The following is a 24,382-nucleotide window of genomic DNA, read 5'->3' on the forward strand; positions in this document are numbered from 1 at the left end:
TGTAGGGAAACAAAACTCCCCACACACCGCCGTTCGCATAATTAATAAATATTGATCCGACGCAACTATTAATACCGGCATGACAAGCGTCGATAGTTATGGATGAACAGGTGCCACGGATGGTGCCTGACATGTACGCCCCATTTATCACGGAGGATTACCACAATGGGACTCTCGATTAACCAGAACATTGCGGCTGTTAACTCGTACCGCAACTTGTCCAACACCCAGAATGATCTTTCCAAGTCTCTTGAGAAGCTTTTCATCTGGTTTCCGTATTAACCGTGCGGCTGATGATGCTGCTGGTTTGGCGATTTCTGAGGGTCTGCGTTCGCAGGTCGGTGGTCTCAAGGTTGCTGCACGTAACGCTCAAGACGGCATCTCTGTCGTGCAGACAGCTGAAGGTGCGTTGACTGAGACTCACGCGATCCTCCAGCGTTTGCGTGACCTTGCTGTTCAGGGTGCTAACGACTCGAACAACACCGAAGCGCGCGCAAACATTGCAACCGAGGCAACCAGCCTCGTAGCAGAGCTTGACCGCATCTCGGCGTCCACAAACTTCAACGGAACCAAACTCCTTAACGGAGACCCAGGTAACGGTGGAGCAGGTTCAGAGATCACTGAACTTACCTTCCAGGTTGGTGCTGACGGTGACGCAAACTCAGCAATCACCGTTGACCTTGCAAGCGCAAACGTAACCGCAGTTGCAACTGCACTTGCTGTTTCTAACGAAGCAGGTATGGGTGCTCTAGCAACTGTTGACGGTACTGTTGCCGGTATCGGTTTCGACACTCACGCTGCAGCGCAGTCATCGATCGAGCGTATTAACACTCAAATCGAAAAGGTTTCGACTGCTCGTGCGGAGCTTGGTGCTTACCAGAACCGTTTTGAGCACACGATTAAGAACATCAACGTTGCTGTTGAGAACTTATCGGCGTCTGAGTCTCGTATTCGTGACACTGACATGGCTCAGGAAATGGTGAACTTCACCAAGAACCAGATCCTTTCACAGGCTGGTACAGCGATGCTTGCTCAGGCAAACCAGATCCCACAGGGTGTTCTTTCACTCCTGCGCTGATCATAAGTTTGGCCAGTGTTTAGCAATGGCGGTGTGTGGGGAGTTTTGTTTCCCTACACACCGCCTTTGTTGTAACGCAATATATGTGCTTTTTCTAAAGATTTATTCATATCTGACGATCAGCATAGTAGAAGCACACTAGAAAACATGAGGGTGAACGTTTATGAGCATGTCCATCGGCGGAATTGCGTCTGGTCTTGATACCTCAACGATCATCAATCAGTTGATGCAAATTGAGGCTATTCCTAAGAATCAACTACAGATTAAGCAGAAAACCACAGAGTCGTTTATCGCGGCTTTGCAGGCTCTGAACACAAAAGTTGCCTCACTTACAGAGAACGCTGCAAAGGCAGCGAAGCCTGCAAGCTATGACGCTTGGGCAGGCGTTGCCAGCTCAGAAACAGTCTCAGTTGTCACAAAGACAGGTGCTTCTGCAGGAACCATTGAATTTCGAGTAGATGCTCTTGCGCAAGGAAAATCAAGCCTGTCAGGTGTGCTTGCCGACGCAAGCACCCTACTTACTGGTGGCGTCTTTACTGTTGCTGACGGTGAAGGTAACACCCGCGATATTACCCCGGCTTCGTCGTCGTTAACGGATCTTGTTTCGGCAATCAACGCAGACAAAGACCTTGGCGTAAAAGCAACACTTATTAACACTCCTGATGGTTCGCGATTGCAGCTCACAAGCACCAAAACAGGTGCAACAGATGGAAACTTTACGATCACTTCAGGGCAAGCAGAAACAGGATTCTCTGCTATTCGTTCAGCAAGTGATGCCCAAATAACGTTATGGCCAGAGCTTGGAATTTCTGGTTCGACTGTCACTAGCGCAACGAACACATTCACTGACCTTATGGCCGGCGTCGATATCACGGTGACAAAGGTGGCCGTCGCTGGGGACGACCCAATAAAAGTAGATATTAATCGTGATGTCGAAGCTGTAACGAAGCTTGCAGACAATCTTGTTGCACAACTCAACCAGGTCATTAGCGAAGTTAACTCGCGGTCAAAAGTCACAACGACTACAGACAGCGAAGGTCAACAAGCAACGACAGGTGGCCTCTTCACAGGTGATTCAGCAGCCCGACAATTGGTTGCACGTCTTGTTGAAGCAGGATCATTTCCGGTAGACGGAAAATCTCCATCAGAAATTGGCATAGAAATTACTCGCAATGGTGATTTCACGTTCGATGCAGAGAAATTCCAAGAAGCTCTCGCTGCAGATCCTGCAGGCACACAAGACTTTGTGGCAGCAATTGCCACACGCGTTGAAGCAGTTGGAAAAGCAACATCGGACAAATATGACGGGTCCCTTACGCTCCGAGTGCAATCGCAGCAGGAACTCGTGCGCGACTACGGAACCCAACTGGAATCATGGGATCGCCGTCTAGAGCAACGCCGTCAGAACTTAGTGCAGGTGTACACCGCGTTGGAAGTTTCACTGTCGAGACTACAAGGTCAAGGAAACTGGCTAGCTGGTCAGCTTGGATCTCTACCAACTGCAAGTAAATAGGACGGAGCACGTACAACATGAACTACTCCAGCAGCCGTGATGAATACTTAACAAACGCAGTGATGAGTGCAAGCCCAGCAAAGTTACTCATCATGTTGTACGACCGCGCCATCCTCGATGTGCGTCGCGCCGAGCATGAAACAGAAAACGGAAATGCAACGCAAGCATCACAGCATTTGATTCATGCTCAGGACATCGTTACTGAACTCACCAATTCCCTTGATACGACAGTGTGGGACGGTGCAAAACAATTGCAGGCACTTTATTTGCATTTGTATTCAGCACTTGTAGCCGCCAACCTGTCTAAGCACGCTGATGAGATGCGTGAATGCCGTGAGGTGCTTGAAGAGTTACGAGAGACGTGGATTGAAGCTGCTACACGCGCTGCAGGAATTCCAGAACCTGAAAGCGTTCCGGCAGTTCCAGCTAAGACACCTGCCTTTGCTGGTGGCAGTGGTGTTGGTTTGGGAGATTTAGGCGTTGGCTGATCAAGAGAACGTGGCACATTCGTTTCGTGAATATGTGGCCGCGCAACACGTCATACTTGATCGGTTAGAAGATGTGTGCGCGCAGGCTCATACTTATTCCACAGATGATGACCGGTGGAATGAATTAGCGTCGTTAGCAGACGCTGTCATGGTGGAATCTGTGCAGAGTGAGGCCACACAAGCCGATGTGAATTCGTTGTCTGACGACGACTTGGATGCTGCACGTGAACTTCATCAACGGATGAATGATGTTGGTGTACATATTCGCGGTGCAATGAAAACGTTGGAGGGGCGGTTGGACTCTTTAGCTACCCGCCAGTGGGTGAAAGAATCTGACCCTCAATTTATTGATTTTGAAAGCTAAAGCGCTAGATATAGCGGCTGACGTGCAATGAAGCACACGCGAAAATAAAAATAATGGTGAGAAGTCCCCAAGTTTTTCTCATGATCTGAATATTCGTGTCGATAAAACATACAGGGGCAAAGGAATGCCTGTATTGAAGGCCAAGGATCGGCCGTCGCCTACGACATCATGGGGACGTCAGTGTTCGATTCCGTGACCTATGTTGCACTCAACAGTGCACTAGATGGGCTGGCATTACGCCAGCGTTCAATCGCAAACAACGTTGCGAATATTAATACCCCAAACTTTCACGCCACACGAATTAAATTCGAAGACGAACTAAGCCGCCACGTACAACGCGGCAACGGGGCAGTGCAAGCAACAAGTCACCAGTCACTCGAACCAACACGACTCGACGGCAACAACGTTAACTTGGAAGCCGAAACCCTCCTCAACATCGATACCGCCCTGCGCTACCAAGTAGCTTTACGGGCCGTAGATGGAACCTACTCGTCACTTCGTATCGCAATGAGGACTTCATAATGACTTTTGACGCTATCGGCATCGCATCAACAGGCATGACCGTACACCGTAAATGGATCGATGCGGTCTCCGACAACATCTCCAACATCAACACCGTGCGCCCCTCGAATGAAGACGCATTCGCGGCACGATACGTTGTGGCCTCAACAATCGGCACACCAGAAGACAACCAAGGCGTACAGGTCGCCGGCATCGAACTGGGCAGCACAGAAGGCCGAATGGTGTACGAGCCAGACCACCCGCTTGCCGACGAGCAAGGCTACGTCAAATACCCCGAGATTGATATGTCCTCCCAGATGACGCAGCTCATCATGGCGCAACGTGGCTACCAAGCAAACGCGGCAGTCGTAGAACGAGCACGTTCCTCATACGAGCAAGCAATCCAGATTGGACAAAACTAATGCCGATCCCAGGAATTGAAGGAATAGGCGGCGTAGGCGCCGGAACAGGCGCTAGCGCACTTACCTACATGAACTCCCTTGCCACCCAAGCACGCGGCACAGCTGGAGTATCTCCATCTGGATACCTCAACGCAACCCAAAACGCAGCTACCGCAACCAGCGGTGCTGCGTTCTCTGACAGCCTCGTCGGCGCAGTAAACAACATTCAAAACTTGCAACGAAAATCCAGCGACTTAGCAGTCAAAGCCGTCACTGGAGAACTCAACGACATCCACGACTACACAATCGCGGCAACCGAAGCCAAAGTAACCCTTGAACTTACCGCAGCGCTCCGCAATAAAGCCGTGGACGCTTTCACTGAAATCATGAGGATGCAAGCGTAATGCCGCAGCAAATCACCACGGCGTTCAGCAAACTGCTCGCCGCAATCAGAGAATTTAGCGTCGCGCAACGCACGATCGCAGTGATTGGCCTCGCGTTGCTTGTCGTCGCAGCAATCGCAGTCACAAGCTGGGTGTCAAAGCCTCAAATGCGTGCGCTATACACAAACCTTGCACCTGCTGACGCCTCCGCAATCGTTGATCAACTCACCTCAAACGGTGTTGCATACGAGCTGACAAACGGTGGCGCAACAATCATGGTGCCCGCAGATCAGGTCTATGACCAGCGCCTCAAGGTTGCTTCCTCCGGCCTTACTCCAGTGTCAGAGTCAGGATATTCGCTGCTCGACAACATGGGGCTGACCGCATCAACCTTCCAACAAAACGTGACATACAAGCGTGCGCTAGAAGGCGAACTATCAGCCACCGTGTCGTCGATGGCAGGCGTAGAAACCGCAACCGTGCAACTCGCGCTTCCAGAAGAATCAGTGTTCGTCTCTGAAAGCCCAGACCCAACCGCCTCCGTTTTCGTGAAAGCAAAAGGCGGCACAGCATTCAGCGACGACCAAGTACAAGCAATGATCCAATTCGTTGCATCCTCCGTGCCTGGCATGAAATCAACTGACGTTTCAGTAGTAGACGCCTCAGGGGCAGTCTTGTCGGCGCAAGGCGCAGAAAAAAGCGCAGCATCGTCAAAAGAAACAGCAGAATACGAAACACGCGTAAGCAAAAACATTCAAGGCATGCTTGACCGCATCGTCGGCAATGGGATGGCCGTGGTGTCCGTAACTGCCGAGCTTGACTACGACGCAACAGAACGCACCAGCGAAAAATTCACGTCAAACAAAGACGCTCAACCACTAACAGAGCGTGAAAGCACAGAAGAATACGTTGGTACAGGAAACAACGCCACCGGCGTACTAGGGCCAGACAACATTGCAGTCCCCAACGGTGAAAACGGCGGCAACTACACAAACTCGACCACAGAACGCAACAACGCGGTCGACAAAGTTACAGAACACACCGTCACAGCACCAGGCACAGTAAAAAAGCAGTCAATCTCCGTAGCCGTTGACGATGCCGCCGCTGCAGCCATCAACATGCAAGACCTACAAGCCATGGTTGCCAGCGCAGCAGGAATCGACGAAGAACGTGGCGACGTCGTCACAGTCACCCGTATGGCCTTCGACAAATCTGCCGCTGACGCAGCACAGCAAGCATTACAAGCAGCAGAAGAACAAGAAGCCGCAGCAGCACAACGCCTCCTGATTCGTGACGCCGCAATCGCTGCCGCCTTACTAATCGCTGCGATTATCGTTGTCGTTGCCTTACGTCGCAGAAAGCGTAAAGCCCAACAATTTGAAGATCTTGAGCCACTAGATCTCGGCGAAGTCATGCTCACCCGTGAAGAAAACCGGATCAACCCAGCCGCGCTACTCGACGAAATTGACATGCCGGTACTGCCTGAACTGCCATCAGATGCAGACCAAGCAGCACAAGTTACCGAACGTAAACGTCAAGACGTGGGTGTACTCGCTGACGAAAACCCAGCCCAAATCGCAAACCACCTCCGAGAACTGATGGAGGTTAAAGGCTCATGACAGTTACAGCTCTTGCTTTAAGTGGTACACAAAAAGCCGCACTTGTGTTGATGCAGTTGGGTCGCGAACGAGCCGCCCGAGTATTAGGCGAATTCGCAGACAACGAAATCGAAGAACTCACCGCTGAAATCGTTCGTATGGAACGAGTCGACCGCGGCATGGCAGACCAAGTCATGGAAGAGTTCCATGGTCTTGCAACCGGCGCAACAAAATACATGCCAAATGGTGGCCGTGGCTTCGCTCAACAACTCCTTGAAGCCTCACTGGGTGCTGATCGCGCCGAAGAAATGATGGACAAGCTTGCCACCTCTATGGCCGGCCAACCATTCGAATTTTTGCAGCAAGCAGATGCCCGCCAAGTGTTGGCTCTTCTTAACGGGGAACACCCTCAAACGATGGCACTCGTTATGGCGCATCTTCGCCCCGAACATGCTTCTGCGATCATGGCTGGTTTGCAACCACAGCAACAAGCAGAAGTGGCGCACCGTATTGCGTTGATGGAGCGCGCCGCACCAGATGTGGTGGCTATCGTCGCTGAATCGTTGAACCGTAAAGCAACAACAGTTCTTACGCCACGTGAAACCTCCGCAATTGGTGGTGTGCAACCACTCGTTGAAATCATTAACCGCGCAGACCCTGGCACAGAAAAGCTCATTCTCACGGGTCTTACCGACCGTGACCCTGACTTGGCTGATGAAGTTCGCTCACGCATGTTTGTCTTTGCCGACATCATTCTGTTGGAAGACCGCGCATTGCAGCTTGTTCTTCGTGGTGTTGAAACCGCTACGTTGGCCCTCGCTTTGAAGGGTGCAGGTGAAGCAGAAAAGAACGCTGTACTGCGTAACTTGTCAGAACGCGCCCGTGAGAACCTGACCGAAGAGATTGATTTGCTTGGTCCGGTTCGTATTTCCCAGGTTGAAGAAGCACGCTCGGACATTGTTCAAGTTATTCGCCGCCTTGAAGAGTCTGGTCAGATCACGATCCGCCGTGAGGGCGAAGATGAGTACATTTCCTGACACGGTGGCAGCGTTTTCTGCCCTACCACTCGAAGTAATCTCGGACGAACGTACTCGAGAAGAACACGAACGTGCCCGTCTCCTCGGATACAGCGCGGGGTATGCGGCTGGGGCTCGTGCTGCCTCAGCGCATCACACTCAACTGGACGAGCAGTTGCGGGCACGGGCTCACGACGAATCTGTGCGGCACAATGCTCAACTCGAATCTGCGTTGCGTGCTTTTGCGGCAGCAACTCAAGCGGCACACAACAGAGAGCTTCCTGTTGTTGACGAATGCAACCACCAGTTGATGCGTCGGGCATTGGAGTTGGCGCGTTACATTGTGGCTGACTACATTAATGAGCCAAGCCCTGACGTTGACGGTGTTTCGTTGGGTGCGTTGTCTGCGTTACGGCGTGCGTTAGAGACGACACCACCTGCGTCAACAATACGAGTTTCTATGTCACCGCAGGATGCTGCCGAGGTGCGAGAACACTGGTCAACTATTGAGCAGTATCTCGACGAAGTCGATGGCGATATTGAAATCGTTGCCGACGATTCGTTGGCTCGGGGGAGTGCGCAAGCTGACTATCAAGATGGTTTTGTTGACGCGACAGTGGAGACAGCGTTTGATCGTGCAGCGCGCGCAATTGAAGACATTGCTGCAGCCGCCTCAATCTCGCACACAGGTGGTGGCAACGGATGAATACTGCCTGGCAAAAAATTTATGACGCTGCTGCACCACGACGAGTTGGCCGGTTGCGCAAAGCAGTTGGGCTGAGTGTGGAAATCTCTGGGCTAACCTGCAGCGTGGGGGATGTTCTTCATGTCACTCCACACAGCCGGTCGCATTCCCCGCATCACACGGATCACGCGCACGTGATGGAAGTTGTTGCGGTTACCCGCGATGTTGCACGGTGCATGCCACTGACAACAAGCGTGGGGTTACGACCCGGTTTAGATGTGCACCACACGGGTGGCCCGCTTCTTATTCCAACAGGTCCTGGCCTGCTCGGTAGGGTTTTGGATGGTTTAGGGCGACCTATTGACGACAAAGGCCCCCTCACCAACGTCACTTACACTCCGCTGCGTTCGGGGGTTCCTCACCCGCTGTCACGTCAACGAATCACTACGCCATTGGCAACATCTGTACGAACGTTAGATACCTTAACCACCCTTGGGAAAGGCCAGCGTATTGGGCTTTTTGCGGGTTCCGGTGTCGGTAAATCTACGCTGCTGTCAATGGTTGCTCGCGGCACGGATGCAGCAATCAACGTGATTGCTCTTGTTGGTGAGCGTGGACGCGAAGTACGCGAATTTTTAGAAGACGACTTAGGCCCTGAAGGTTTAGCTCGTTCCGTCGTCGTCGTTGCAACATCCGACCAGCCAGCATTGGTACGAGCAAAATCTGCGTTTGTTGCTACCGCAATTGCTCACGAGTACCGCGATCAAGGCAACGATGTTGTGCTGATGATGGATTCACTTACTCGTGTCGCAATGGCCCAACGCGAAATTGGTTTATCAGTGGGGGAGCCTCCCGCAACACGAGGATACCCACCATCAACGTTTGCAGTATTAGCTGACCTTTTGGAACAGGCTGGAAGTGCAGAACGCGGCTCAGTTACCGGAATCTACACGGTGCTGGTGGACGGAGACGACCACAACGAACCAATCGCAGACGCGGCACGCTCCATCTTGGATGGGCACGTTGTCCTTGATCGCAAACTTGCTATTCGTGGACACTACCCAAGTATTGACGCACTCGGGTCAATTTCGCGTGTTGCCTCCAAAGTTTTAACGGAACAGCAAAAAAATGATGCTGCCGCATTAAGGCGCTTTATGGCGGCACAAGCTCAGGTGCAAGACCTCATTGATGTGGGGGCATATGTTTCGGGAAGCAACCCAGACGCTGACGCTGCGCTTGCCTTCGGCGCCCATATTTCGCAGTTCCTGACGCAAGCCGTTCATGAAACAGCCGATTTTACGCAGGCGTGGACGGCACTACATCACCTTGTACGTGCACTGGAAAACCACACTGCACAAGCACGAACAACGGAAGGGTAGCGCAGATATGGCTAAAAAATATCCGTTAGAGCGGCTACTGCGAATTCGTCGCGTGCAAGAAGATCAGGCAGCAGCCTCGCTTGCAGTGTCTGCCCGTCGTGCAGATCAAGCACAGGCTCGGGTTTTAAAAGCAGAGCAAGAAATGCTGGGGATCACTTTAGAAGGCGATCATACGCATGCCGTGTGGAAGACCCTTATCGCGTCAAAAACTGCTGGTCGTTCCATGGTGAGCGAAGCGATCGCAGTGGCCCAAACCGCTGCACAGCAGCGTGAAGAACGCACAGAAGAATACAAGGCCGCGCATCAAGATGTCGCGATCCTCGAAAAACTTGAAGAAAAACACGTTGTTGAACAACAGCACGCTGAAGACCGCGCTGAAGCTGCCGTTGTAGACGAAATCGCTACTACCCGCCACAGGCACAAGGAGGATTCACATGAGCTTTGATCTTGCGCTTTCACGTATCTCAGAAATTCGCCAATCCATAGATGCCGTGAGTATAGGAGCACCTGCTACGACAGCAGCGGCAGCACACACTACAGGTTCTGCCACTGCTCAATCCGCGAGCGCAGCAACCGCATTGAACTCTGTGGCGAGCGTGCTGGGCGGCAACACCACACATAACTTAGGCGCGTCTTCTACTGCCGAAACTCAATTCGTTCAATCTCTACGTGACATGTTGGGGACGGCTGGCACATCGTCAGCTACAGCTACCACTCCAACTGCTTCTGGAAGTACCTCATTGGGTGAGGCTGTCGTCGAAAAAGCAAAAACGTGGATCGGTGTTCCATACGCGTGGGGTGGTAACACCCGCAACGGTGTGGACTGTTCAGGACTAGTCAAAAACGTGTTGAAAGAATACGGCATTGATATGCCTCGGGTCGCGCGTCAACAAATGACGATGGGAACACCTGTAGCAAATCTTGAAGCTGCACGCCCCGGTGACCTTGTTGTTTTTGACCATGGAAAACACATCGGTATTTATGCGGGTGACGGAAAAATGGTTGACGCACCTAAACCAGGAATGAATGTACAACTGCGTGACGTGTTTGAAACCCCAACAGCTATTCGCCGCGTGCTGCCAAACGAGCCAGTGGCGCAACCAGCGCAGGCAACGCCAGCATTAAGTGCGAATGAGCGCGCAGCTTTTGAGGCGCTCGTGAGCAGCTCTCTCTTTGGCGGTGGAGCATGACCACACTCATGAACAGTTTGCCACCCGCCCCCGCCATGAGCGGAAGCACTAGCACCTCACGACCACAACATGGCAAGCCTGTTAGTGGCGTGACTTTTGATGCTGTTCTGGACGCGCACACCACTCAGCACACAGACGGCAGTGAACAACCTGCCACACAGACAACGCAGGGAAGCGGGGAAGAAACCTCAGGAACAGCTGAGGAAAAATTCAACGCAGACCTGCACGACGAGGGCACGACAGACAGCGACAACACCGAAGAAGCACTGATGAACGTCGTGTTTCCTGGTGTTGCGAACCTTCCTGTTGTGGACGAAGCAGCACACACGCTCATGAGCGAAGCCGGCCAGCCTGCAACAGGCCGCGCAACCGCGTCGCCTGCTTCTGTTGGTGCAGTTCCAGCACACAACGTTGGGACTGCCCCACACGCACCAGTTGCTCTCCCTATCACTGGGGAAGTGGCCGCTGAAGCGGTGCCTTCATCTCAGTTAGCTCAGCAAGCAACAACAGCACAGGGTGGGCAGGTTCTCAGCAGTTCGCCGGCACACGTTGCTGCCGCACTGACTCTAGTTGAAGGAAAAGGCCAAACAACCACAACAGGTGAAGCAACAGGCACGACAACCGCGCTTGGCAACCAGCCGATAACAGGTTCCCCGCAGGGAGTTGGAGCACCTACAGCACCTGTTTCTTCGTCGCACACCCAACCTGTTCAACTGCCGCAGCACACCGCAGGAACACAAGCGACCGCTGAAACAGAGACAGCACGCACCGTAGCCGCGACAAGTTCTGCATCGGCTGAAACCGCAACTCAACCGACCACCGAAAACCTGCGACCACACGCACTTGAAAACGCAGCAACACAGCGAACTGTTACACCAGCGGCCCCCAGCGAGCGCGTACAAGTATCTGCGCCCGCGCAAACATTTGAGCCACTCACACAACAACTCAAAGCGCCTTTAGCTGCACTGCGCAACGCAAGCGCAGGTGAACACACCTTTACTGTGCGAGTCACTCCAGAAAACCTCGGCCCCGTTCAAGTTCGTGCGCACGTTTCACACGACAGCGTACGAGTCGAACTCATAGGCGCAACAGAACTAGTCCGTGATTCATTGCGCGCAATCCTCACCGACCTGAAACGAGACATGCACAGCCAAGGCATGACAACTCAACTCAGCGTTAGCAACACCACGTCAAACTCGTCCACCAGCGATTTTGCACGACAGGATTCAAACCCTGGGTTCACCGGACACAACAACTCTTCCCGCAATGGCACACACAGTGCTAACACCCCAACGGCAGGAGCGCCCGAACAAGTTGCGCCTGCTTCCCACCCAACAGACCGGACCGGCGTGCGCAGCGTCGACGTCCTCGCATAAGGAGTCACATATATGAGCGTCGATGTTTCAGCAGTGTCAGGATCAGGGTTGTATGCCAACAACTCGCAAGCCGCTGCTGCGCCAAAGAAAGAACTCGATTCTGAAACGTTCTTAAACTTGCTGGTCGCCCAACTGAAATATCAAGACCCAAGTTCGCCAATGAACACGAACGAAATGATGGCGCAAACTACTCAACTAGCCTCCATGGAGCAGTTGACCGCGCTGGCAACAACAACCACTGAGAACTTTGCGCTGTCTATGCGTAACACGGCTGCAGACCTTGTCGGTCGCACAGTCACATACGTGAACGCAGACGGTGAAACCATGACTGGAACCGTGAACTCGGTTCGCTACGACGGAGCCGTACCTACCGTCATCGTTGACGAGGCTCATATCCCACTTGATGCAGTCGCTTCTGTGGTTGCAGCTAACTAATCGCTACTCATATCCCTGCTGGATTAAGGAAACACACATGTTACGTTCACTCTTTTCAGGTATCTCGGGTATGCGTGCCCACCAAACCATGCTCGACGTTACTGGTAACAACATCGCTAACGTCAACACCACCGGGTTTAAGTCATCACAGACCCAATTCACCGACACGTTGAGCCAAATGCTGACAGCAACCGGTGCGCCAGCGCAAGGCACTGGTGGTACTAACCCAGCTCAAGTTGGCCTTGGTGTGCAAGTATCAGCGATCACCACAAACTTCACCACAGGTGCACGGCAAACCACGGGCCGAGCAACGGACATGATGATTTCCGGTGATGGGTTCTTCGTCGTGCAAAACAACGGACAGCAGTACTACACCCGTGCTGGTGCATTTGACTTTGACGCTAACGGAAACCTCGTCTCCGCAGACGGTAGCTTCGTTATGGGATGGGCTGCAGAAACCGGTGTGGTGAACACAAACGGTGTGATTTCACCGCTGCAACTGCCAACGACGACACTGTCTGGAGCACGCCAAACCACCACAATGGGGTTTGACGGAAACATGCCAGCAGACGCAGAAGCCGGAACAGTTTTGAACCGTGACGTTGAAGTGTACGACAACCTTGGTAACGCTCGAATCGTCACGTTGACGTTCACAAAGACCACTGCAGCCGGTGGCGGTGTACAACAGTGGGATGTTTCTGTTGTTGACCCAAACTCTGGAGCCCCAACAACAAGCACCATGGAATTTGATGCAAACGGTGCTCTCACCTCTGGTGGAACGTTCAACGTTAACGGTATCGACATCGACCTAACTGAAGTCACCGGGTATGCGGCAATGAACACGCTAGCCACAGCTCAACGTGACGGACAGCAAGCCGGTTCACTCAAATCCTTCTCCATCTCAAACGACGGCACAATTATGGGTGCTTTCTCTAACGGTGTGAAAGAGCAAATCGGCCGCATCGCTTTGGCAAACTTTGACAACCCTTCCGGTTTGGAAAAGCAAGGCGGATCGATGTTCTCAGCATCAGCAAACTCTGGAGACCCACAAGTAGGTATTGCTGGTGAAGGTGGCCGTGGTGCACTTGTTGGTGGCGCGCTCGAAATGTCGAATGTTGACCTCTCTCAAGAGTTCACCAACCTGATTGTTGCGCAGCGTGGTTTCCAAGCGAACTCTCGTATCATCACGACTTCTGACGAAGTCCTGCAAGAACTCGTGAACCTCAAGCGATAACACGCAATCACATGTAGCGGCGGCGTGACCTGCTTAGGTTGCGCCGCCGCTCTACGTAGGTTTACTCAGGTTTTCCCTTAATCGACTGATGTTCTAGCCGATGGGAAGACTGTACGGCTCACGGATGGACCGTTATAGAAACCAAGGATGGAAAATGATTGTTGTAAGCAAGCTCAACCATGAGAAGTTTGCTGTCAACCCGGATCTCATTCAGCGTATCGATTCTGCACCGGACACGATCCTGACTCTCGTTGACGGCACTAAATATATTGTCTCGGAATCCATGCCCGAAGTGATCGAGCTGATCGATGTGCATCGTGCAGAAATTATTGCTCGCGCACAACAAGCCGTGTGTGCTGAGCCTGACAATACTGCTGGACACCTTTCCTTGGTCCACGACGACACAGGAGAGAACTAATCGTGGATCCGGCGAGCATTATTGGTTTAGTAGTCGCCGTTGGCGCGATTATTGTCGCGATTTTCCTTGAGGGCTCGACACCGATGTCGGTGATCATCCCAGCCCCTATGATCCTCGTGTTTGTTGCATCATTTGGTGTGACCTTGGCAGGTGGAACCCTGCGAGATTGTATAAACGCTTTTAAAGCAGTGCCCGGCGCGTTTGTTCGTAAACCACGAAGCGCTGAAGAATCCGTTGATATTTTGGTCTCTCTTGCTGAACAAGCCCGTAGAGATGGTCTTCTTGCGTTAGAAGAATCTAGCCGCAACATTGAAAACGAATTTTTGCGTGATGGTTTACGAGCCGCAATTGACGGTACTGACCCTGACGAACTGCGCGACGTATTAGAAGATCAGATCGCGACAAAACGTATTGAAGATCGCGTTGCCTACAAGTTCTTTGAAGACATGGGTGGATACGCTCCCACAATCGGAATTGTGGGAACCGTGGTTTCCCTTGTGCACGTTCTAGAAAACCTGGCTGAACCGTCAGAACTTGGTCACATGATTGCCGCAGCATTCGTGGCAACCCTGTGGGGTATCGCTTCGGCGAACGTCATGTGGTTCCCTCTAGCTAACCGACTCAAGAGACTTTCCAATCTTGAATGCGAAGAAATGGAAATCGTTTTAGAAGGTCTGCTTGCCGTGCAGTCTGGTGCTAACCCGCGCATGGTAGGGGAGAGGCTACGAAGCCTTATTCCTGAAACCTCACGTCGCAGTTCCAGCAAAGCGATGAAGGAAGCGGCATGAGTGGACACAACCGCAAGCGATCAAAAAAGGCCGCCCCCGTAGAAGAACACGGCGATGGCGAACGCTGGCTGGTGAGCTATGCGGACATGCTGACAGTGTTGGTGGGCTTGTTTATCGTTTTGTATGCCATGTCGCAGGTTGACCAAGCAAAATATGAGCAGTTAGCAGCTTCTTTGGCTGAAGGTTTTGGTGGCAGTTCGCAAGCGGTGATGAACACGGGTTCATCAATTTTGGAAAACAACACCGCTATTGTTCCTAAAATCAGTCCTGACGTGAATGAAGAACTAGCGACTGCACTGCGGAACGACAACACCGGCGCCCAAGATTCTTTAGCAACGTCAGTGGACAAAAAAGATTATGAAGCTGCCGTGCAGGAGTACCAGGATTTACAGGCGTTAGCAGAACGATTAGAAACCCATCTTGCCGAAAAGGGCGTAGATGGAACCGTGAAATATCGTATTGATGAGCGCGGACTAGTGATCGGTTTAGTGTCTGACGAACTCTTTTTCGTTGCAGATACCGCCCGACTGACAGACACCTCACGTAAAGTCATTGACACTCTTGCGCCAGCATTACGTAAGTTGCCAAATCAGATCGCTATTGAAGGACACGCAAACACTGTTCCGAGCACTGCCTACGCAAGCAACTGGGAACTGTCAGCTGACCGTGCCGTTCAAGTGCTTCGACGTTTCGCTTCAAACGGGAAAATCGATCCGCAGCGTCTGGCCGCAACAGGCTTTGGAGACGCGCGTCCGTTGAAATCAAATAAAACAGAAGAAGGTTTGGTTGCAAACCGCCGCGTAGACATTGTGGTGTTATCCAGCCAGCCGGAACGTATTCGTGAACTTATACCGCAGGTTATGGAAGACCTTTCGTCGCAGGCTTCTCATGGGTAAGACGCTAGCGGGAAACGTGACTAAGGAGAAAAGCTATGCCTATTGAACAGCGCGTTGTCTCAGGAAACCGACCTGCAGCGCAGCCTCGAAATATTGCTGACAAACAGCGCAGTAATGCCCCAGCGGAGCCTGAACCGCAGGAAAAAAAGAAAAAGAATGTTGCCGCCATCATTTTGACTGCCTTACTTGTTGTACTGCTTATTGGCGGTGCGGTGTATTGGTTTGTGCTTCGTCCAGCAAGTGCAGGACCGAAGGAAGAACCAGAACCGGTTGCAGGTGAAGTGCACGTTGTTGAGTCCATCAATTTGAACCTTGCAGATGGCCATTACTTGCGTTTGGGTTTCGCCGTGCAATTGACGGATCAAGTCAAACACATTGATGATTCCAAAATTTTAGATACCGCAATCGCATTGTATTCAGGGCAAACATATGAGGATGTTTTAGACGCTACCAAGCGTGAAGCACTCAAAATGCAGTTGGCTGCTCAATTAGAAGACATATTCCATGGCGAAATTATGGACGTGTACCTCACCGACTATGTCGCACAGTAGGTGACCGTTTCCTTCTCTTCATAATGTCCTTTGAGATCGTACGTTTATACGTGCGATCTCATCGGCATGGGATTTTTCTGCCAAAGTGCTTATGGTTTCTTTAAATGGGCCGATGAAGTAGACGTGAGCAGTAAGACAACGTTCCGTGGGGGCGCGACGAAGAACAATAGTCAGCCGGAGCCCTATGACTTCCGGCGACCCATGACACTCGCGCGTGAACATTCACGTGTTTTAGAGATGTCTTTTGAAACGTACGCCCGACAGTGGTCAATGCAGTTGACGTCACGCTTGCGGGTTATGTCAACGATCGTGTTGGACAAAGTCGAACTGACAACGTACGACGAATATATTAACGGCCTTGATCCTCACACGATTATGGCTTTGGTGAGTTTGGATGAATCGCGGCCAAGCACAATATTGCAGGTGTCGAGTAAGACGGCAATGTTGTGGATTGATTACATGCTTGGCGGTCCTGGAATTGAACTTGATGGGGCTGAACGCGAATTAACAGAAATTGAAACGAACCTAGTGACAGGGTTGCTGGGAAACACGATGACAGACCTGAAGTATGCGTTTGCTTCAGTGCACGAAATGTCACCGACTATTCGTTCCATTCAGTACAGTCCGCAGTTTGTTCAGGCTGTTCCTGCGAAGGAAGCTGTACTGGTCGCTCATTTCACGATGACAGTTGCTGAAGGTACGTCTGTGGCGACGATGATGGTGCCAGCTGACACTCTTATTACTCCGCTGCGACATGGCGAAGGGGTTGAGGCTCGTTCTGCAAGTGACGAGTTGGAAGCACAGGTTGCTCAAGAACGACTCAAACGCGCTATGGGGAATGTTCCTATGGACGTCACCGTGAAGTTTAAGTCACTAACAGTTAATCCTCGCGATGTTGCCACGTTAGAGGTGGGGCAGGTTATCCGATTGAACCACCCTGTAACGAAACCACTTGAGGTTATGGCAGATCATCTTCTTGTCGCTTCTGCGGTACCTGGCACGTCAGGTACGACGCTTGCCTGCCGGATCGTCTCTAACGAGCTAGGGGGCACATCGTGAACGACACCATGACTATGGCAGATATGCAGGCAATTGCTAGGGCAGTAGCAGAGGCGTTGCCCAGTGATGTTCCACTTATTGCGACGTTCACGTCGGCTGAGCAAGTCGCTGAAGTTGCTGGCGCGTTAACTGTGGAGCATGCGAGTGCGCAACGTACCGGTTCTACGAACGCATCGGTGTTTTTGGCTGTTGAACCGTCCTTGTTAGAACCGCTTGTTCAGGCAGGGGTTTTAACAAACCATAATCAAGCGCTTTACACAATCCTTGAAACGGCTGCACACCGAATCGGGGAAGGCATTACCCGCGCAACGTCTTTGAGCCCACAAGACTTTGTGCACCCATCGACCATGACATTCCTATTGCAAGCCGGAAACGAAACACGTGGCTGGTTTGCAATCAATTTCCAAGAGGTGGCAACCATGTTTGACGAGAAGTTCGTAGCAGCATCCGACAACACGGACGGTTCTAGCGACGAAACCGAAAACATGTCTACACACACCCCAGCTGCTACAGAACAAGCCGTTACTGCTGCAGCGTTTCCTAGTTCAACTGCTGCATCGTCTACTAAACCAAGCGGAAAGAAAGCTCCAGGTGTTGATGCGATGCGGATGTTGTACGACGTCGAGATGACGCTTTCCGCAGAAATTGGTCGCGCGAAAATGCCGGTGAAGCAAATCCTTGAGCTTTCCCCAGGCACTATCGTCGAACTCGACCGTATTGCTGGTAGCCCGGCCGATCTGATGGTGAACGGACACCTTGTTGCACGCGGTGAAGTTGTGGTTGTGGACGAAGACTATGGGTTGCGTATCACCGAGATCATGGACCCTGAAGGAATGCTGTAGGCCATGATCGAACCTATTATTCGTGCGATCTGCGCCCTCATTATTATCGTGGGCCTGATTTTGTGGCTGGGTAAAGCTGCAAGCGGTGGCGGACGAGTCGCAGATTTCTTGCAGCGTCTAGATCGATCTCAGGGAGCGAAAACTCGCACGACTGGGGTTCGACGCCAACAGCCCTTGCCACAGCAAAAGAAAAGCATCTGGAACGGGCAACTGTTTCGTGGTGGGGCTCGCCCCAAACCTGTGGAGCCGGTTCTTACGGTTGCGGCACGACAGCAACTATTTGGGCGTTCGGCTATTTCGGTTATTGACGTAGACGGACGACGGCTCATAGTTGGGGTGAGCGACGCAGGTATGACGCTTTTAACCCAGTATGAGCAGCCGCAGGACACCCTCACTGAGCAGAACGACGTTGATGTGGAGGAGGAACCTCAACCACACCTCAACAGTGAGACAACGACCGTACCCGAATCAACGCCGGAAACGTCCGTTGATGCTGTTACTGATGATGCAGTTACTGAAACCTTAAATTTCGACGATATTTTTACGCACCTGACTAAGGCGCGCACAGATAACTAACCACACGTCACATCACACGCGGCCAGATGGACCTGACCGCACCAAAATACTGGCGTAAGCCAAGGCAGCCACGAAGGTCGCTTGTATTGCGGACACAACCGATGACACGTCTTACACCTCGGCGGTTTTCTAGCATGCTTGCACAACCGGCACCTTTAGCGGCCACAACGCCTCACCCGGCGAAACGACACACATGGCTTATCACAGCCATCACAGTCGTGTTTATTGGGTTTGTCATGTTCTTTGCCGCTCCTGCTGGAGCAGTGCCAATCGACCCGGTGGAACCTGTTACTCCCAGTGAAGACCTCGTCAACATCACTATTGATGGTGAAGGTAAACCATCAGCTTCGTTGACTGTTCTTATTGCGATCACGTTTTTGTCGGTCGCACCGTCGTTGCTTTTGATGATGACGAGTTTTACAAAAATTCTTATCGTCTTGTCGATGACGCGTAATGCTCTCGGGTTGCAGGGTGTCCCACCGAACCAGGTACTTGCCGGTATCGCACTCATTTTGACGATCTTCATTATGGGGCCTGTCCTCACCGAAATAAATGATGTTGCGATTCAGCCGTATCTTGCCGGTGACGTCGACTTTTCTGCCGCCGTTGAAGTGGGGCGCGAACCGTTACGTACGTTCATGCTTGGCCAAACTCGAGAATCAGACATTGCGTTGCTGTTGCGTGCTGCCGGCGCAGAAAACCCGGCGACCCCAGAAGACGTCGGAATGCTGACATTGATTCCAGCGTTTTTGCTCTCTGAGATTCGGGCAGCATTCATTATCGGGTTCGTTATCTTCTTGCCGTTCCTCATTATCGACTTGGTTGTTTCTGCGGCGTTGATGTCCATGGGAATGATGATGCTTCCACCAGTGATGATCTCGCTGCCATTCAAGATTTTGTTGTTTGTTTTGGTTGATGGTTGGTCGCTCATCGTTACTTCACTTGTGGGGAGTTACACCTAACCATGGATACCTCATTCGTTTTAGAACTTGGGTTACAAGCATTGCTCTTGGCCGCAAAGTTAGCTGCGCCGCTTTTGTTGACCGCGCTGGTTGTTGGTTTCACAATTTCGCTGCTGCAATCAATTACGCAAATCCAAGAAGTAACGCTGAGCTTTGTGCCCAAAGCAATCGCGGTTGCTATCGTGCTGTTCTTGGCAGGGCATTGGATGATCAGCGAATCCGTGGCGTTCGTGCACATGCTTTTTGAGAAGCTTCCCGAACTTATTGAGGGATAGCTATGACGCTTGCCCTTTCTCTTCCCGCAATTCAAACCCTCATGTTGGTGTCTGTACGACTTATCGCCTTCATGATTGTTGCGCCGCCGTTTTCTTACCGTGCTTTTCCGGGCACCGTGCGCATGATGATTGCTTTAGGGGTGGCGTTAGCGATCTATTCGGGAAGCATGATTGAGGTTCGCTCCTTTGATACAGGACCGTACGTTTTAGCGATCATCCTCGAAGCGTTCGTCGGATTTGCTTTGGGTTTTTTGGTGTACCTCGTATTTCAGGCAGTTTCAACTGCAGGGTCGCTACTTGACCAAATGGGTGGGTTCGCGATGGCCGCGAGCTTTGATCCCATGAACTTTACGCAAAACACTCCAATGGGCAGGCTCTTCCAGATGACGACGCTGGTGTTGTTGTTTGCCTCGAACGGGCACCTAATCATCTTGTCTGGACTGATGAAAACCTTCCACGCCATCCCGTTAGGGTCAGGTGTGCCCGTCGCATCGTTGGGAAGTACTGCGACAGAACAGTTTGGGCAAATGTTTGTTGCCGCAGTGCAAATCGCCGGTCCACTGTTGATCGTGTTGTTACTCGCTGACGTGGGATTAGGTTTACTGACACGTGTAGCCCCAGCCTTGAACGCTTTCGCGATGGGTTTCCCGCTCAAAATTTACCTCACACTTGCCCTCGGCTCATTAACGTATTTGACGTTGCCTAACGCCACCGAAACCCTGCTGAAAGACGGCATGCGTGCGATTTTTGGGGTGGTGACATGAGTTCAGAGCCCGCTGAAGAACGGACCGAAAAAGCGACCCCAAAACGGATGAAAGAAGTCCGTAAAGAAGGGTCGCTGCAAAAATCCCAAGACTTAGGTGCATGGGCTGGAATCGGCATATGCGTCGCCCTGATCCCTTTCACGTTCAGCCGTGCCACAGATGCGTTACATGAACAAATCGCAGGCATCACCCATGTGGTCAAAAACCCAGAACCTGAAAGCGCTCTCGAACTGTTCAACACGGCAATGAGAGCCCCGATTATCGTGCTGCTGCCACTACTGATCGCCGTGTTTATCGTTGCGATTCTCGCGAACGTTGCAGTCGGAGGGCTCACGTTCTCAACAGCCCGCCTCAAACCAAAATTTAAGCAGTTCAACCTGCTTAAAGGCCTCAAAAACATGTTCTCCATGATGGCGTTGTGGAACGGTGCGAAAGCGCTACTCAAAACAATCGTCATTGGGGTAGTGCTCTACACCGTCGTCCAACACATGACACCGCTCCTGCTCGGCGCCGGAGGGCTCAGCTTGGGCAACCTCATCGAAGCAGCAAAATACGGCATAAACCGCATGCTGTGGACTGCTATCGCAGCAGGAATTGTCCTCGCCGCAATCGACATACTCGTCGTCATGAAACGCAACCGCAAAAAAACACGCATGACCAAAAAAGAAGTCCGCGACGAAAACAAAAACACAGAAGGCGACCCGCTACTCAAAGGCCACATCCGGTCACGACAACTCGCAATGAGCCGCAACCGCATGATCTCCAACGTGAGCGACGCAGACGTCGTCCTCGTCAACCCAACACACGTCGCAGTCGCACTCAAATACGTGCCCGGCGAAGGCGCACCACGACTCGTCGCAAAAGGTAGCGGACTGATCGCCCACAAAATAAAAGAACAAGCCATACAGCACTCAGTCCCAATAGTTCAAGACATTCCACTCGCACGAGCCCTACACGGAGCCTGCGACATCGGACACGAAGTACCAGAAGCACTCTTCACCGCAGTGGCACAAGTCCTCGCCTTCGTCATGACACTGAAACGTCACGGCTCAGCAATGACCTCCGTACACACCATGGCAACCGCAACAGACGTGCCAGACGACATGTACACAGTGGACGACGACACCGACCCAGACACAACGACCGCACCATCCCGCGACACGACACCTTGAGGGAACACAGATTATGAACTTCAATAACCTAGGCAAACTCGCCGTCCCAATCGGTGTGGTCGGCATCGTCATGCTCCTGATCGTGCCCCTCCCAGCAGGGCTACTTGACCTCCTCATCGTGGTCAACATCAGTCTTGGCCTCGTCATCCTGCTGACCTCCATGTACGTCAAAAAGCCAATCGAATTTGCGATCTTCCCCTCGATCCTGCTCGTTCTGACCCTGTTCAGACTCGGCCTCAACATCGCCTCCACCCGACTCGTCCTACGCGACGGCTACGCAGGAGAAGTCATCAACGCGTTCGGGCACTTCGTCGTGGGCGGCTCACTCATCATCGGTCTCGTCATCTTCTTCATCCTCGTCATCATCCAATTCGTGGTGATCACAAACGGTGCAGGCCGCGTCGCCGAAGTCGGCGCACGATTCACCCTGGACGCCATGCCCGGTAAACAAATGGCCATCGACGCAGACCTCAACGCAGGAATCATCTCCGAAGCAGAAGCCCGCAAACGCCGCGCCGAAGTAGCAGCAGAAGCCGACTTCTACGGAGCAATGGACGGTGCCTCCAAATTCGTGAAAGGTGACGCCATAGCCGGCATCATCATCACACTCATCAACCTCATCGGTGGTATCACCATCGGCCTCGTACAAAACGGAATGCCTTTCACCGAAGCAATCCAAACGTACTCGCTCCTATCGGTAGGAGACGGCCTCGTCACCCAAATCCCAGCGCTCCTGATGTCCGTCTCAACCGGTATCATCGTCACCCGCTCCGCAACCGAAGAAGACATGGGAACCACTGCCTCCAAGCAGCTCTCCCAATCACGCACCGCACTCTTCATCGCAGGTGGCGCCATCATGGGACTAGGCCTCCTCCCATCAATGCCCAAAATCCCGTTCCTCGCAATTGGCTCACTACTACTCATCGCCGCATCACAAGTACGCGCCCGCGAAAAGAAAGAAGAACTCGAAGCAATCGTCCAAGCCGCAGCCGACAAACAAAAACCAATAGCGCAAGACACTCCAGAAACACTCATCGAAGACATGCGAGTCTCACCACTCGAAGTCCTGCTCTCTACCGACCTCGTCGACCTCGTCAATACCTCAAGTGACGACGACCTTCTCGCCCGCATCAAAGGCCTACGACGCAAACTCGCCATGGACCTCGGAATCGTCGTACCACCAGTACGCACACGAGACTCCATGGAGCTCCCCAGCGGCACCTACGCACTACGCATATCCGGAGTAGAAGTCGCTCGCGGTGAACTACCCGCTGGACGGGTGCTCGCACTCGGTGAAGACCTCGGCTCACTGCCAGGTGACACAATCGTCGAACCAGTCTTTGGCCTCACCGGAAAATGGGTGCCACTCGAAATGCGGTTCGCAGCCGAACTCGCAGGCGCAACAGTCATCGACAGAGTGTCGGTGCTCATCACCCACCTTTCCTCACTCATCACCCACAACGCAGACCGTCTCCTCAGCCGCGAAGACGTACGCCTCCTCACCGAAGGCGTCAAAGCAGCCAGCCCGTCTGTCGTCGAAGAGCTTGTTCCCAACCTCCTCTCGATGGGTGAAATACAACGAGTTCTCGCTGGTCTTTTGAGCGAAAACGTCTCAATACGTGACCTCACACGAATATTTGAAGCACTATCATTACGCGCAAAAAGCAGCACAAACCCAGAACACCTCATCGAAGCAGCCCGCCTCTCAATCGCGCCGTCACTCGTCGCAAAATATGCAAAAGGCGGAATTGTGCGAGTGCTCACCCTCGACCCTGTTCTTGAACAAGCACTACTCGAAGCACTACGACCAACCGACGAAGGCACCCAACTTTTACTTGACCCAAAACGTCTAGAAGCACTCCTACGCAGCTACGCGACGCTACGAGAAAAAGCAGAAAACCTTGGACACACCGTTGCGCTTGCATGTTCACCAGCAATTCGACACGCATTACATCAGACCCTCACATTGCAAGTTACAGATGCTGTCGTGCTGTCATATTCCGAGATCACACGCGCAGGAATCAACGTCGAAACGGTCGGTGTCGTGAGGGAGCACGAACTCATTGACAACGTTTAATGACGTCAAGGTGCACCGGAAACAATCTGACGCAAGGTAACCTAGAAACATGCTTGTGTTGAGCCGCCGCGTCGGAGAAAAACTGCTTATAGGTGACGATATTGAAGTTGTCATCCTCGACAGCCGTGGTGACGGTGTGCGCATCGGCATCAACGCGCCCAAAGATTTAAAAATTCACCGCGCTGAAGTCGTCGAAGCAGTCAAAGAAGCAAACGCGAACGCCGCAACAGCCCACGAGGTCGATGCTGCTGCGGTAGCTGCGCTACTGCAAGCAACCCATCCTGATGGTAAGTAATCCTTCGACGACTGCTCATAAATCGTGAACTCTGGCCGATAATTCGGTCATCAGGTGAAAGGCCTG

The 24,382-nt window shown here is 52.3% G+C and carries 28 protein-coding genes and 1 pseudogene; all 29 read left to right on the forward strand.

Annotation, left to right across the window (positions count from 1 at the left end; translation table 11 throughout):
- Nucleotides 1-165 precede the first annotated feature (165 nt).
- Nucleotides 166-1,078, forward strand: a pseudogene (locus ACR9EC_RS00850) (flagellin).
- Nucleotides 1,079-1,241: 163 nt separating this feature from the next.
- Nucleotides 1,242-2,591: a flagellar filament capping protein FliD gene (gene fliD, locus ACR9EC_RS00855; RefSeq protein WP_435299640.1), complete on the forward strand. Its 1,350-nt coding sequence runs from the start codon at nucleotides 1,242-1,244 to the stop codon at nucleotides 2,589-2,591.
- Nucleotides 2,592-2,608: 17 nt separating this feature from the next.
- Nucleotides 2,609-3,079: a flagellar export chaperone FliS gene (gene fliS, locus ACR9EC_RS00860; RefSeq protein WP_435299641.1), complete on the forward strand. Its 471-nt coding sequence runs from the start codon at nucleotides 2,609-2,611 to the stop codon at nucleotides 3,077-3,079.
- Nucleotides 3,080-3,089: 10 nt separating this feature from the next.
- Nucleotides 3,090-3,443, forward strand: a complete 354-nt coding sequence (locus ACR9EC_RS00865; protein WP_435299642.1) for a hypothetical protein — start codon at nucleotides 3,090-3,092, stop codon at nucleotides 3,441-3,443.
- 180 nt (nucleotides 3,444-3,623) lie between these two features.
- Complete coding sequence (locus ACR9EC_RS00870) at nucleotides 3,624-3,965, forward strand: flagellar basal body rod protein FlgB (RefSeq protein ID WP_435299643.1); 342 nt, start codon at nucleotides 3,624-3,626, stop codon at nucleotides 3,963-3,965.
- On the forward strand, nucleotides 3,965-4,366 hold the full coding sequence (flgC, locus tag ACR9EC_RS00875; protein ID WP_435299644.1) for a flagellar basal body rod protein FlgC: 402 nt from the start codon (nucleotides 3,965-3,967) through the stop codon (nucleotides 4,364-4,366). The genes ACR9EC_RS00870 and flgC overlap by 1 nt, the downstream gene beginning before the upstream one ends.
- Nucleotides 4,366-4,749 carry a flagellar hook-basal body complex protein FliE gene (gene fliE, locus ACR9EC_RS00880; protein ID WP_435299645.1) on the forward strand — a complete coding sequence of 128 codons (384 nt, stop codon included), beginning with the start codon at nucleotides 4,366-4,368 and terminating at the stop codon, nucleotides 4,747-4,749. The genes flgC and fliE overlap by 1 nt, the downstream gene beginning before the upstream one ends.
- Nucleotides 4,749-6,347 (forward strand): flagellar basal-body MS-ring/collar protein FliF, encoded by a 1,599-nt coding sequence (fliF, locus tag ACR9EC_RS00885; protein WP_435299646.1) that lies wholly within the window; start codon nucleotides 4,749-4,751, stop codon nucleotides 6,345-6,347. The genes fliE and fliF overlap by 1 nt, the downstream gene beginning before the upstream one ends.
- Nucleotides 6,344-7,363, forward strand: a complete 1,020-nt coding sequence (fliG, locus tag ACR9EC_RS00890) for a flagellar motor switch protein FliG (RefSeq protein WP_435299647.1) — start codon at nucleotides 6,344-6,346, stop codon at nucleotides 7,361-7,363. The genes fliF and fliG overlap by 4 nt, the downstream gene beginning before the upstream one ends.
- On the forward strand, nucleotides 7,347-8,048 hold the full coding sequence (locus ACR9EC_RS00895) for a FliH/SctL family protein (protein WP_435299648.1): 702 nt from the start codon (nucleotides 7,347-7,349) through the stop codon (nucleotides 8,046-8,048). Before fliG ends, ACR9EC_RS00895 begins: the two co-directional genes overlap by 17 nt.
- Nucleotides 8,045-9,406, forward strand: coding sequence for a FliI/YscN family ATPase (locus tag ACR9EC_RS00900; protein WP_435299649.1), 1,362 nt, complete (start codon nucleotides 8,045-8,047; stop codon nucleotides 9,404-9,406). The genes ACR9EC_RS00895 and ACR9EC_RS00900 overlap by 4 nt, the downstream gene beginning before the upstream one ends.
- Nucleotides 9,407-9,413: 7 nt before the next feature.
- Nucleotides 9,414-9,851: a flagellar export protein FliJ gene (locus tag ACR9EC_RS00905; RefSeq protein WP_435299650.1), complete on the forward strand. Its 438-nt coding sequence runs from the start codon at nucleotides 9,414-9,416 to the stop codon at nucleotides 9,849-9,851.
- The gene (locus ACR9EC_RS00910; RefSeq protein ID WP_435299651.1) at nucleotides 9,841-10,596 is read left to right on the forward strand and encodes a C40 family peptidase; all 756 of its coding nucleotides are present in this window, start codon (nucleotides 9,841-9,843) and stop codon (nucleotides 10,594-10,596) included. Before ACR9EC_RS00905 ends, ACR9EC_RS00910 begins: the two co-directional genes overlap by 11 nt.
- Before the next feature lie 8 nt (nucleotides 10,597-10,604).
- A complete protein-coding gene (locus tag ACR9EC_RS00915; protein WP_435299652.1) occupies nucleotides 10,605-11,972 on the forward strand; it encodes a flagellar hook-length control protein FliK in 1,368 nt (455 codons plus the stop codon).
- A 12-nt stretch (nucleotides 11,973-11,984) separates the two neighbouring features.
- The gene (locus tag ACR9EC_RS00920) at nucleotides 11,985-12,407 is read left to right on the forward strand and encodes a flagellar hook assembly protein FlgD (RefSeq protein ID WP_435299653.1); all 423 of its coding nucleotides are present in this window, start codon (nucleotides 11,985-11,987) and stop codon (nucleotides 12,405-12,407) included.
- A gap of 37 nt (nucleotides 12,408-12,444) precedes the next feature.
- Entirely contained in the window at nucleotides 12,445-13,641 is a 1,197-nt protein-coding gene (locus ACR9EC_RS00925; protein ID WP_435299654.1) for a flagellar hook protein FlgE, read from the forward strand.
- Between the two features lie 154 nt (nucleotides 13,642-13,795).
- Nucleotides 13,796-14,059 carry a flagellar FlbD family protein gene (locus ACR9EC_RS00930; protein WP_435299655.1) on the forward strand — a complete coding sequence of 88 codons (264 nt, stop codon included), beginning with the start codon at nucleotides 13,796-13,798 and terminating at the stop codon, nucleotides 14,057-14,059.
- Between the two features lie 2 nt (nucleotides 14,060-14,061).
- A complete protein-coding gene (locus ACR9EC_RS00935) occupies nucleotides 14,062-14,847 on the forward strand; it encodes a motility protein A (RefSeq protein WP_435299656.1) in 786 nt (261 codons plus the stop codon).
- Nucleotides 14,844-15,743, forward strand: coding sequence for a flagellar motor protein MotB (locus tag ACR9EC_RS00940; RefSeq protein ID WP_435299657.1), 900 nt, complete (start codon nucleotides 14,844-14,846; stop codon nucleotides 15,741-15,743). The genes ACR9EC_RS00935 and ACR9EC_RS00940 overlap by 4 nt, the downstream gene beginning before the upstream one ends.
- Before the next feature lie 35 nt (nucleotides 15,744-15,778).
- Nucleotides 15,779-16,294 carry a flagellar basal body-associated FliL family protein gene (locus tag ACR9EC_RS00945; protein ID WP_435299658.1) on the forward strand — a complete coding sequence of 172 codons (516 nt, stop codon included), beginning with the start codon at nucleotides 15,779-15,781 and terminating at the stop codon, nucleotides 16,292-16,294.
- Nucleotides 16,295-16,417: 123 nt separating this feature from the next.
- Nucleotides 16,418-17,353 (forward strand): flagellar motor switch protein FliM, encoded by a 936-nt coding sequence (locus ACR9EC_RS00950; RefSeq protein WP_435299659.1) that lies wholly within the window; start codon nucleotides 16,418-16,420, stop codon nucleotides 17,351-17,353.
- Nucleotides 17,350-18,195 (forward strand): flagellar motor switch protein FliN, encoded by an 846-nt coding sequence (gene fliN, locus ACR9EC_RS00955; RefSeq protein WP_435299660.1) that lies wholly within the window; start codon nucleotides 17,350-17,352, stop codon nucleotides 18,193-18,195. Before ACR9EC_RS00950 ends, fliN begins: the two co-directional genes overlap by 4 nt.
- A gap of 3 nt (nucleotides 18,196-18,198) precedes the next feature.
- Nucleotides 18,199-18,771 (forward strand): flagellar biosynthetic protein FliO, encoded by a 573-nt coding sequence (locus tag ACR9EC_RS00960; RefSeq protein ID WP_435299661.1) that lies wholly within the window; start codon nucleotides 18,199-18,201, stop codon nucleotides 18,769-18,771.
- Nucleotides 18,772-18,905: 134 nt separating this feature from the next.
- Nucleotides 18,906-19,733 (forward strand): flagellar type III secretion system pore protein FliP, encoded by an 828-nt coding sequence (gene fliP / locus ACR9EC_RS00965; RefSeq protein ID WP_435299662.1) that lies wholly within the window; start codon nucleotides 18,906-18,908, stop codon nucleotides 19,731-19,733.
- A 2-nt stretch (nucleotides 19,734-19,735) separates the two neighbouring features.
- Nucleotides 19,736-20,008, forward strand: a complete 273-nt coding sequence (gene fliQ / locus ACR9EC_RS00970) for a flagellar biosynthesis protein FliQ (protein ID WP_435299663.1) — start codon at nucleotides 19,736-19,738, stop codon at nucleotides 20,006-20,008.
- 2 nt (nucleotides 20,009-20,010) lie between these two features.
- Entirely contained in the window at nucleotides 20,011-20,772 is a 762-nt protein-coding gene (locus tag ACR9EC_RS00975) for a flagellar biosynthetic protein FliR (protein ID WP_435299664.1), read from the forward strand.
- The gene (locus ACR9EC_RS00980) at nucleotides 20,769-21,944 is read left to right on the forward strand and encodes an EscU/YscU/HrcU family type III secretion system export apparatus switch protein (protein ID WP_435299665.1); all 1,176 of its coding nucleotides are present in this window, start codon (nucleotides 20,769-20,771) and stop codon (nucleotides 21,942-21,944) included. The genes ACR9EC_RS00975 and ACR9EC_RS00980 overlap by 4 nt, the downstream gene beginning before the upstream one ends.
- A gap of 13 nt (nucleotides 21,945-21,957) precedes the next feature.
- Entirely contained in the window at nucleotides 21,958-24,021 is a 2,064-nt protein-coding gene (locus ACR9EC_RS00985; RefSeq protein WP_435299666.1) for a flagellar biosynthesis protein FlhA, read from the forward strand.
- Between the two features lie 49 nt (nucleotides 24,022-24,070).
- Entirely contained in the window at nucleotides 24,071-24,316 is a 246-nt protein-coding gene (gene csrA / locus ACR9EC_RS00990) for a carbon storage regulator CsrA (protein ID WP_435299667.1), read from the forward strand.
- The last annotated feature ends 66 nt before the right edge of the window (nucleotides 24,317-24,382 follow it).

The sequence above is a fragment of the Timonella sp. A28 genome, assembly GCF_051200815.1.
Lineage (GTDB): Bacteria > Actinomycetota > Actinomycetes > Actinomycetales > Cellulomonadaceae > Timonella.

What these genes read in the sequence shown, in the direction of transcription:
- fliD (WP_435299640.1), top strand. Translation starts at nt 1,242, where the DNA reads ATGAGCATGTCCATCGGCGGAATTGCGTCTGGTCTTGATACCTCAACG.
- fliS (WP_435299641.1), top strand. Translation starts at nt 2,609, where the DNA reads ATGAACTACTCCAGCAGCCGTGATGAATACTTAACAAACGCAGTGATG.
- flgC (WP_435299644.1), top strand. Translation starts at nt 3,965, where the DNA reads ATGACTTTTGACGCTATCGGCATCGCATCAACAGGCATGACCGTACAC.
- fliE (WP_435299645.1), top strand. Translation starts at nt 4,366, where the DNA reads ATGCCGATCCCAGGAATTGAAGGAATAGGCGGCGTAGGCGCCGGAACA.
- fliF (WP_435299646.1), top strand. Translation starts at nt 4,749, where the DNA reads ATGCCGCAGCAAATCACCACGGCGTTCAGCAAACTGCTCGCCGCAATC.
- fliG (WP_435299647.1), top strand. Translation starts at nt 6,344, where the DNA reads ATGACAGTTACAGCTCTTGCTTTAAGTGGTACACAAAAAGCCGCACTT.
- ACR9EC_RS00895 (WP_435299648.1), top strand. Translation starts at nt 7,347, where the DNA reads ATGAGTACATTTCCTGACACGGTGGCAGCGTTTTCTGCCCTACCACTC.
- ACR9EC_RS00900 (WP_435299649.1), top strand. Translation starts at nt 8,045, where the DNA reads ATGAATACTGCCTGGCAAAAAATTTATGACGCTGCTGCACCACGACGA.
- ACR9EC_RS00905 (WP_435299650.1), top strand. Translation starts at nt 9,414, where the DNA reads ATGGCTAAAAAATATCCGTTAGAGCGGCTACTGCGAATTCGTCGCGTG.
- ACR9EC_RS00910 (WP_435299651.1), top strand. Translation starts at nt 9,841, where the DNA reads ATGAGCTTTGATCTTGCGCTTTCACGTATCTCAGAAATTCGCCAATCC.
- ACR9EC_RS00915 (WP_435299652.1), top strand. Translation starts at nt 10,605, where the DNA reads ATGAACAGTTTGCCACCCGCCCCCGCCATGAGCGGAAGCACTAGCACC.
- ACR9EC_RS00920 (WP_435299653.1), top strand. Translation starts at nt 11,985, where the DNA reads ATGAGCGTCGATGTTTCAGCAGTGTCAGGATCAGGGTTGTATGCCAAC.
- ACR9EC_RS00925 (WP_435299654.1), top strand. Translation starts at nt 12,445, where the DNA reads ATGTTACGTTCACTCTTTTCAGGTATCTCGGGTATGCGTGCCCACCAA.
- ACR9EC_RS00930 (WP_435299655.1), top strand. Translation starts at nt 13,796, where the DNA reads ATGATTGTTGTAAGCAAGCTCAACCATGAGAAGTTTGCTGTCAACCCG.
- ACR9EC_RS00940 (WP_435299657.1), top strand. Translation starts at nt 14,844, where the DNA reads ATGAGTGGACACAACCGCAAGCGATCAAAAAAGGCCGCCCCCGTAGAA.
- ACR9EC_RS00945 (WP_435299658.1), top strand. Translation starts at nt 15,779, where the DNA reads ATGCCTATTGAACAGCGCGTTGTCTCAGGAAACCGACCTGCAGCGCAG.
- ACR9EC_RS00960 (WP_435299661.1), top strand. Translation starts at nt 18,199, where the DNA reads ATGATCGAACCTATTATTCGTGCGATCTGCGCCCTCATTATTATCGTG.
- fliP (WP_435299662.1), top strand. Translation starts at nt 18,906, where the DNA reads ATGCTTGCACAACCGGCACCTTTAGCGGCCACAACGCCTCACCCGGCG.
- fliQ (WP_435299663.1), top strand. Translation starts at nt 19,736, where the DNA reads ATGGATACCTCATTCGTTTTAGAACTTGGGTTACAAGCATTGCTCTTG.
- ACR9EC_RS00975 (WP_435299664.1), top strand. Translation starts at nt 20,011, where the DNA reads ATGACGCTTGCCCTTTCTCTTCCCGCAATTCAAACCCTCATGTTGGTG.
- ACR9EC_RS00980 (WP_435299665.1), top strand. Translation starts at nt 20,769, where the DNA reads ATGAGTTCAGAGCCCGCTGAAGAACGGACCGAAAAAGCGACCCCAAAA.
- ACR9EC_RS00985 (WP_435299666.1), top strand. Translation starts at nt 21,958, where the DNA reads ATGAACTTCAATAACCTAGGCAAACTCGCCGTCCCAATCGGTGTGGTC.
- csrA (WP_435299667.1), top strand. Translation starts at nt 24,071, where the DNA reads ATGCTTGTGTTGAGCCGCCGCGTCGGAGAAAAACTGCTTATAGGTGAC.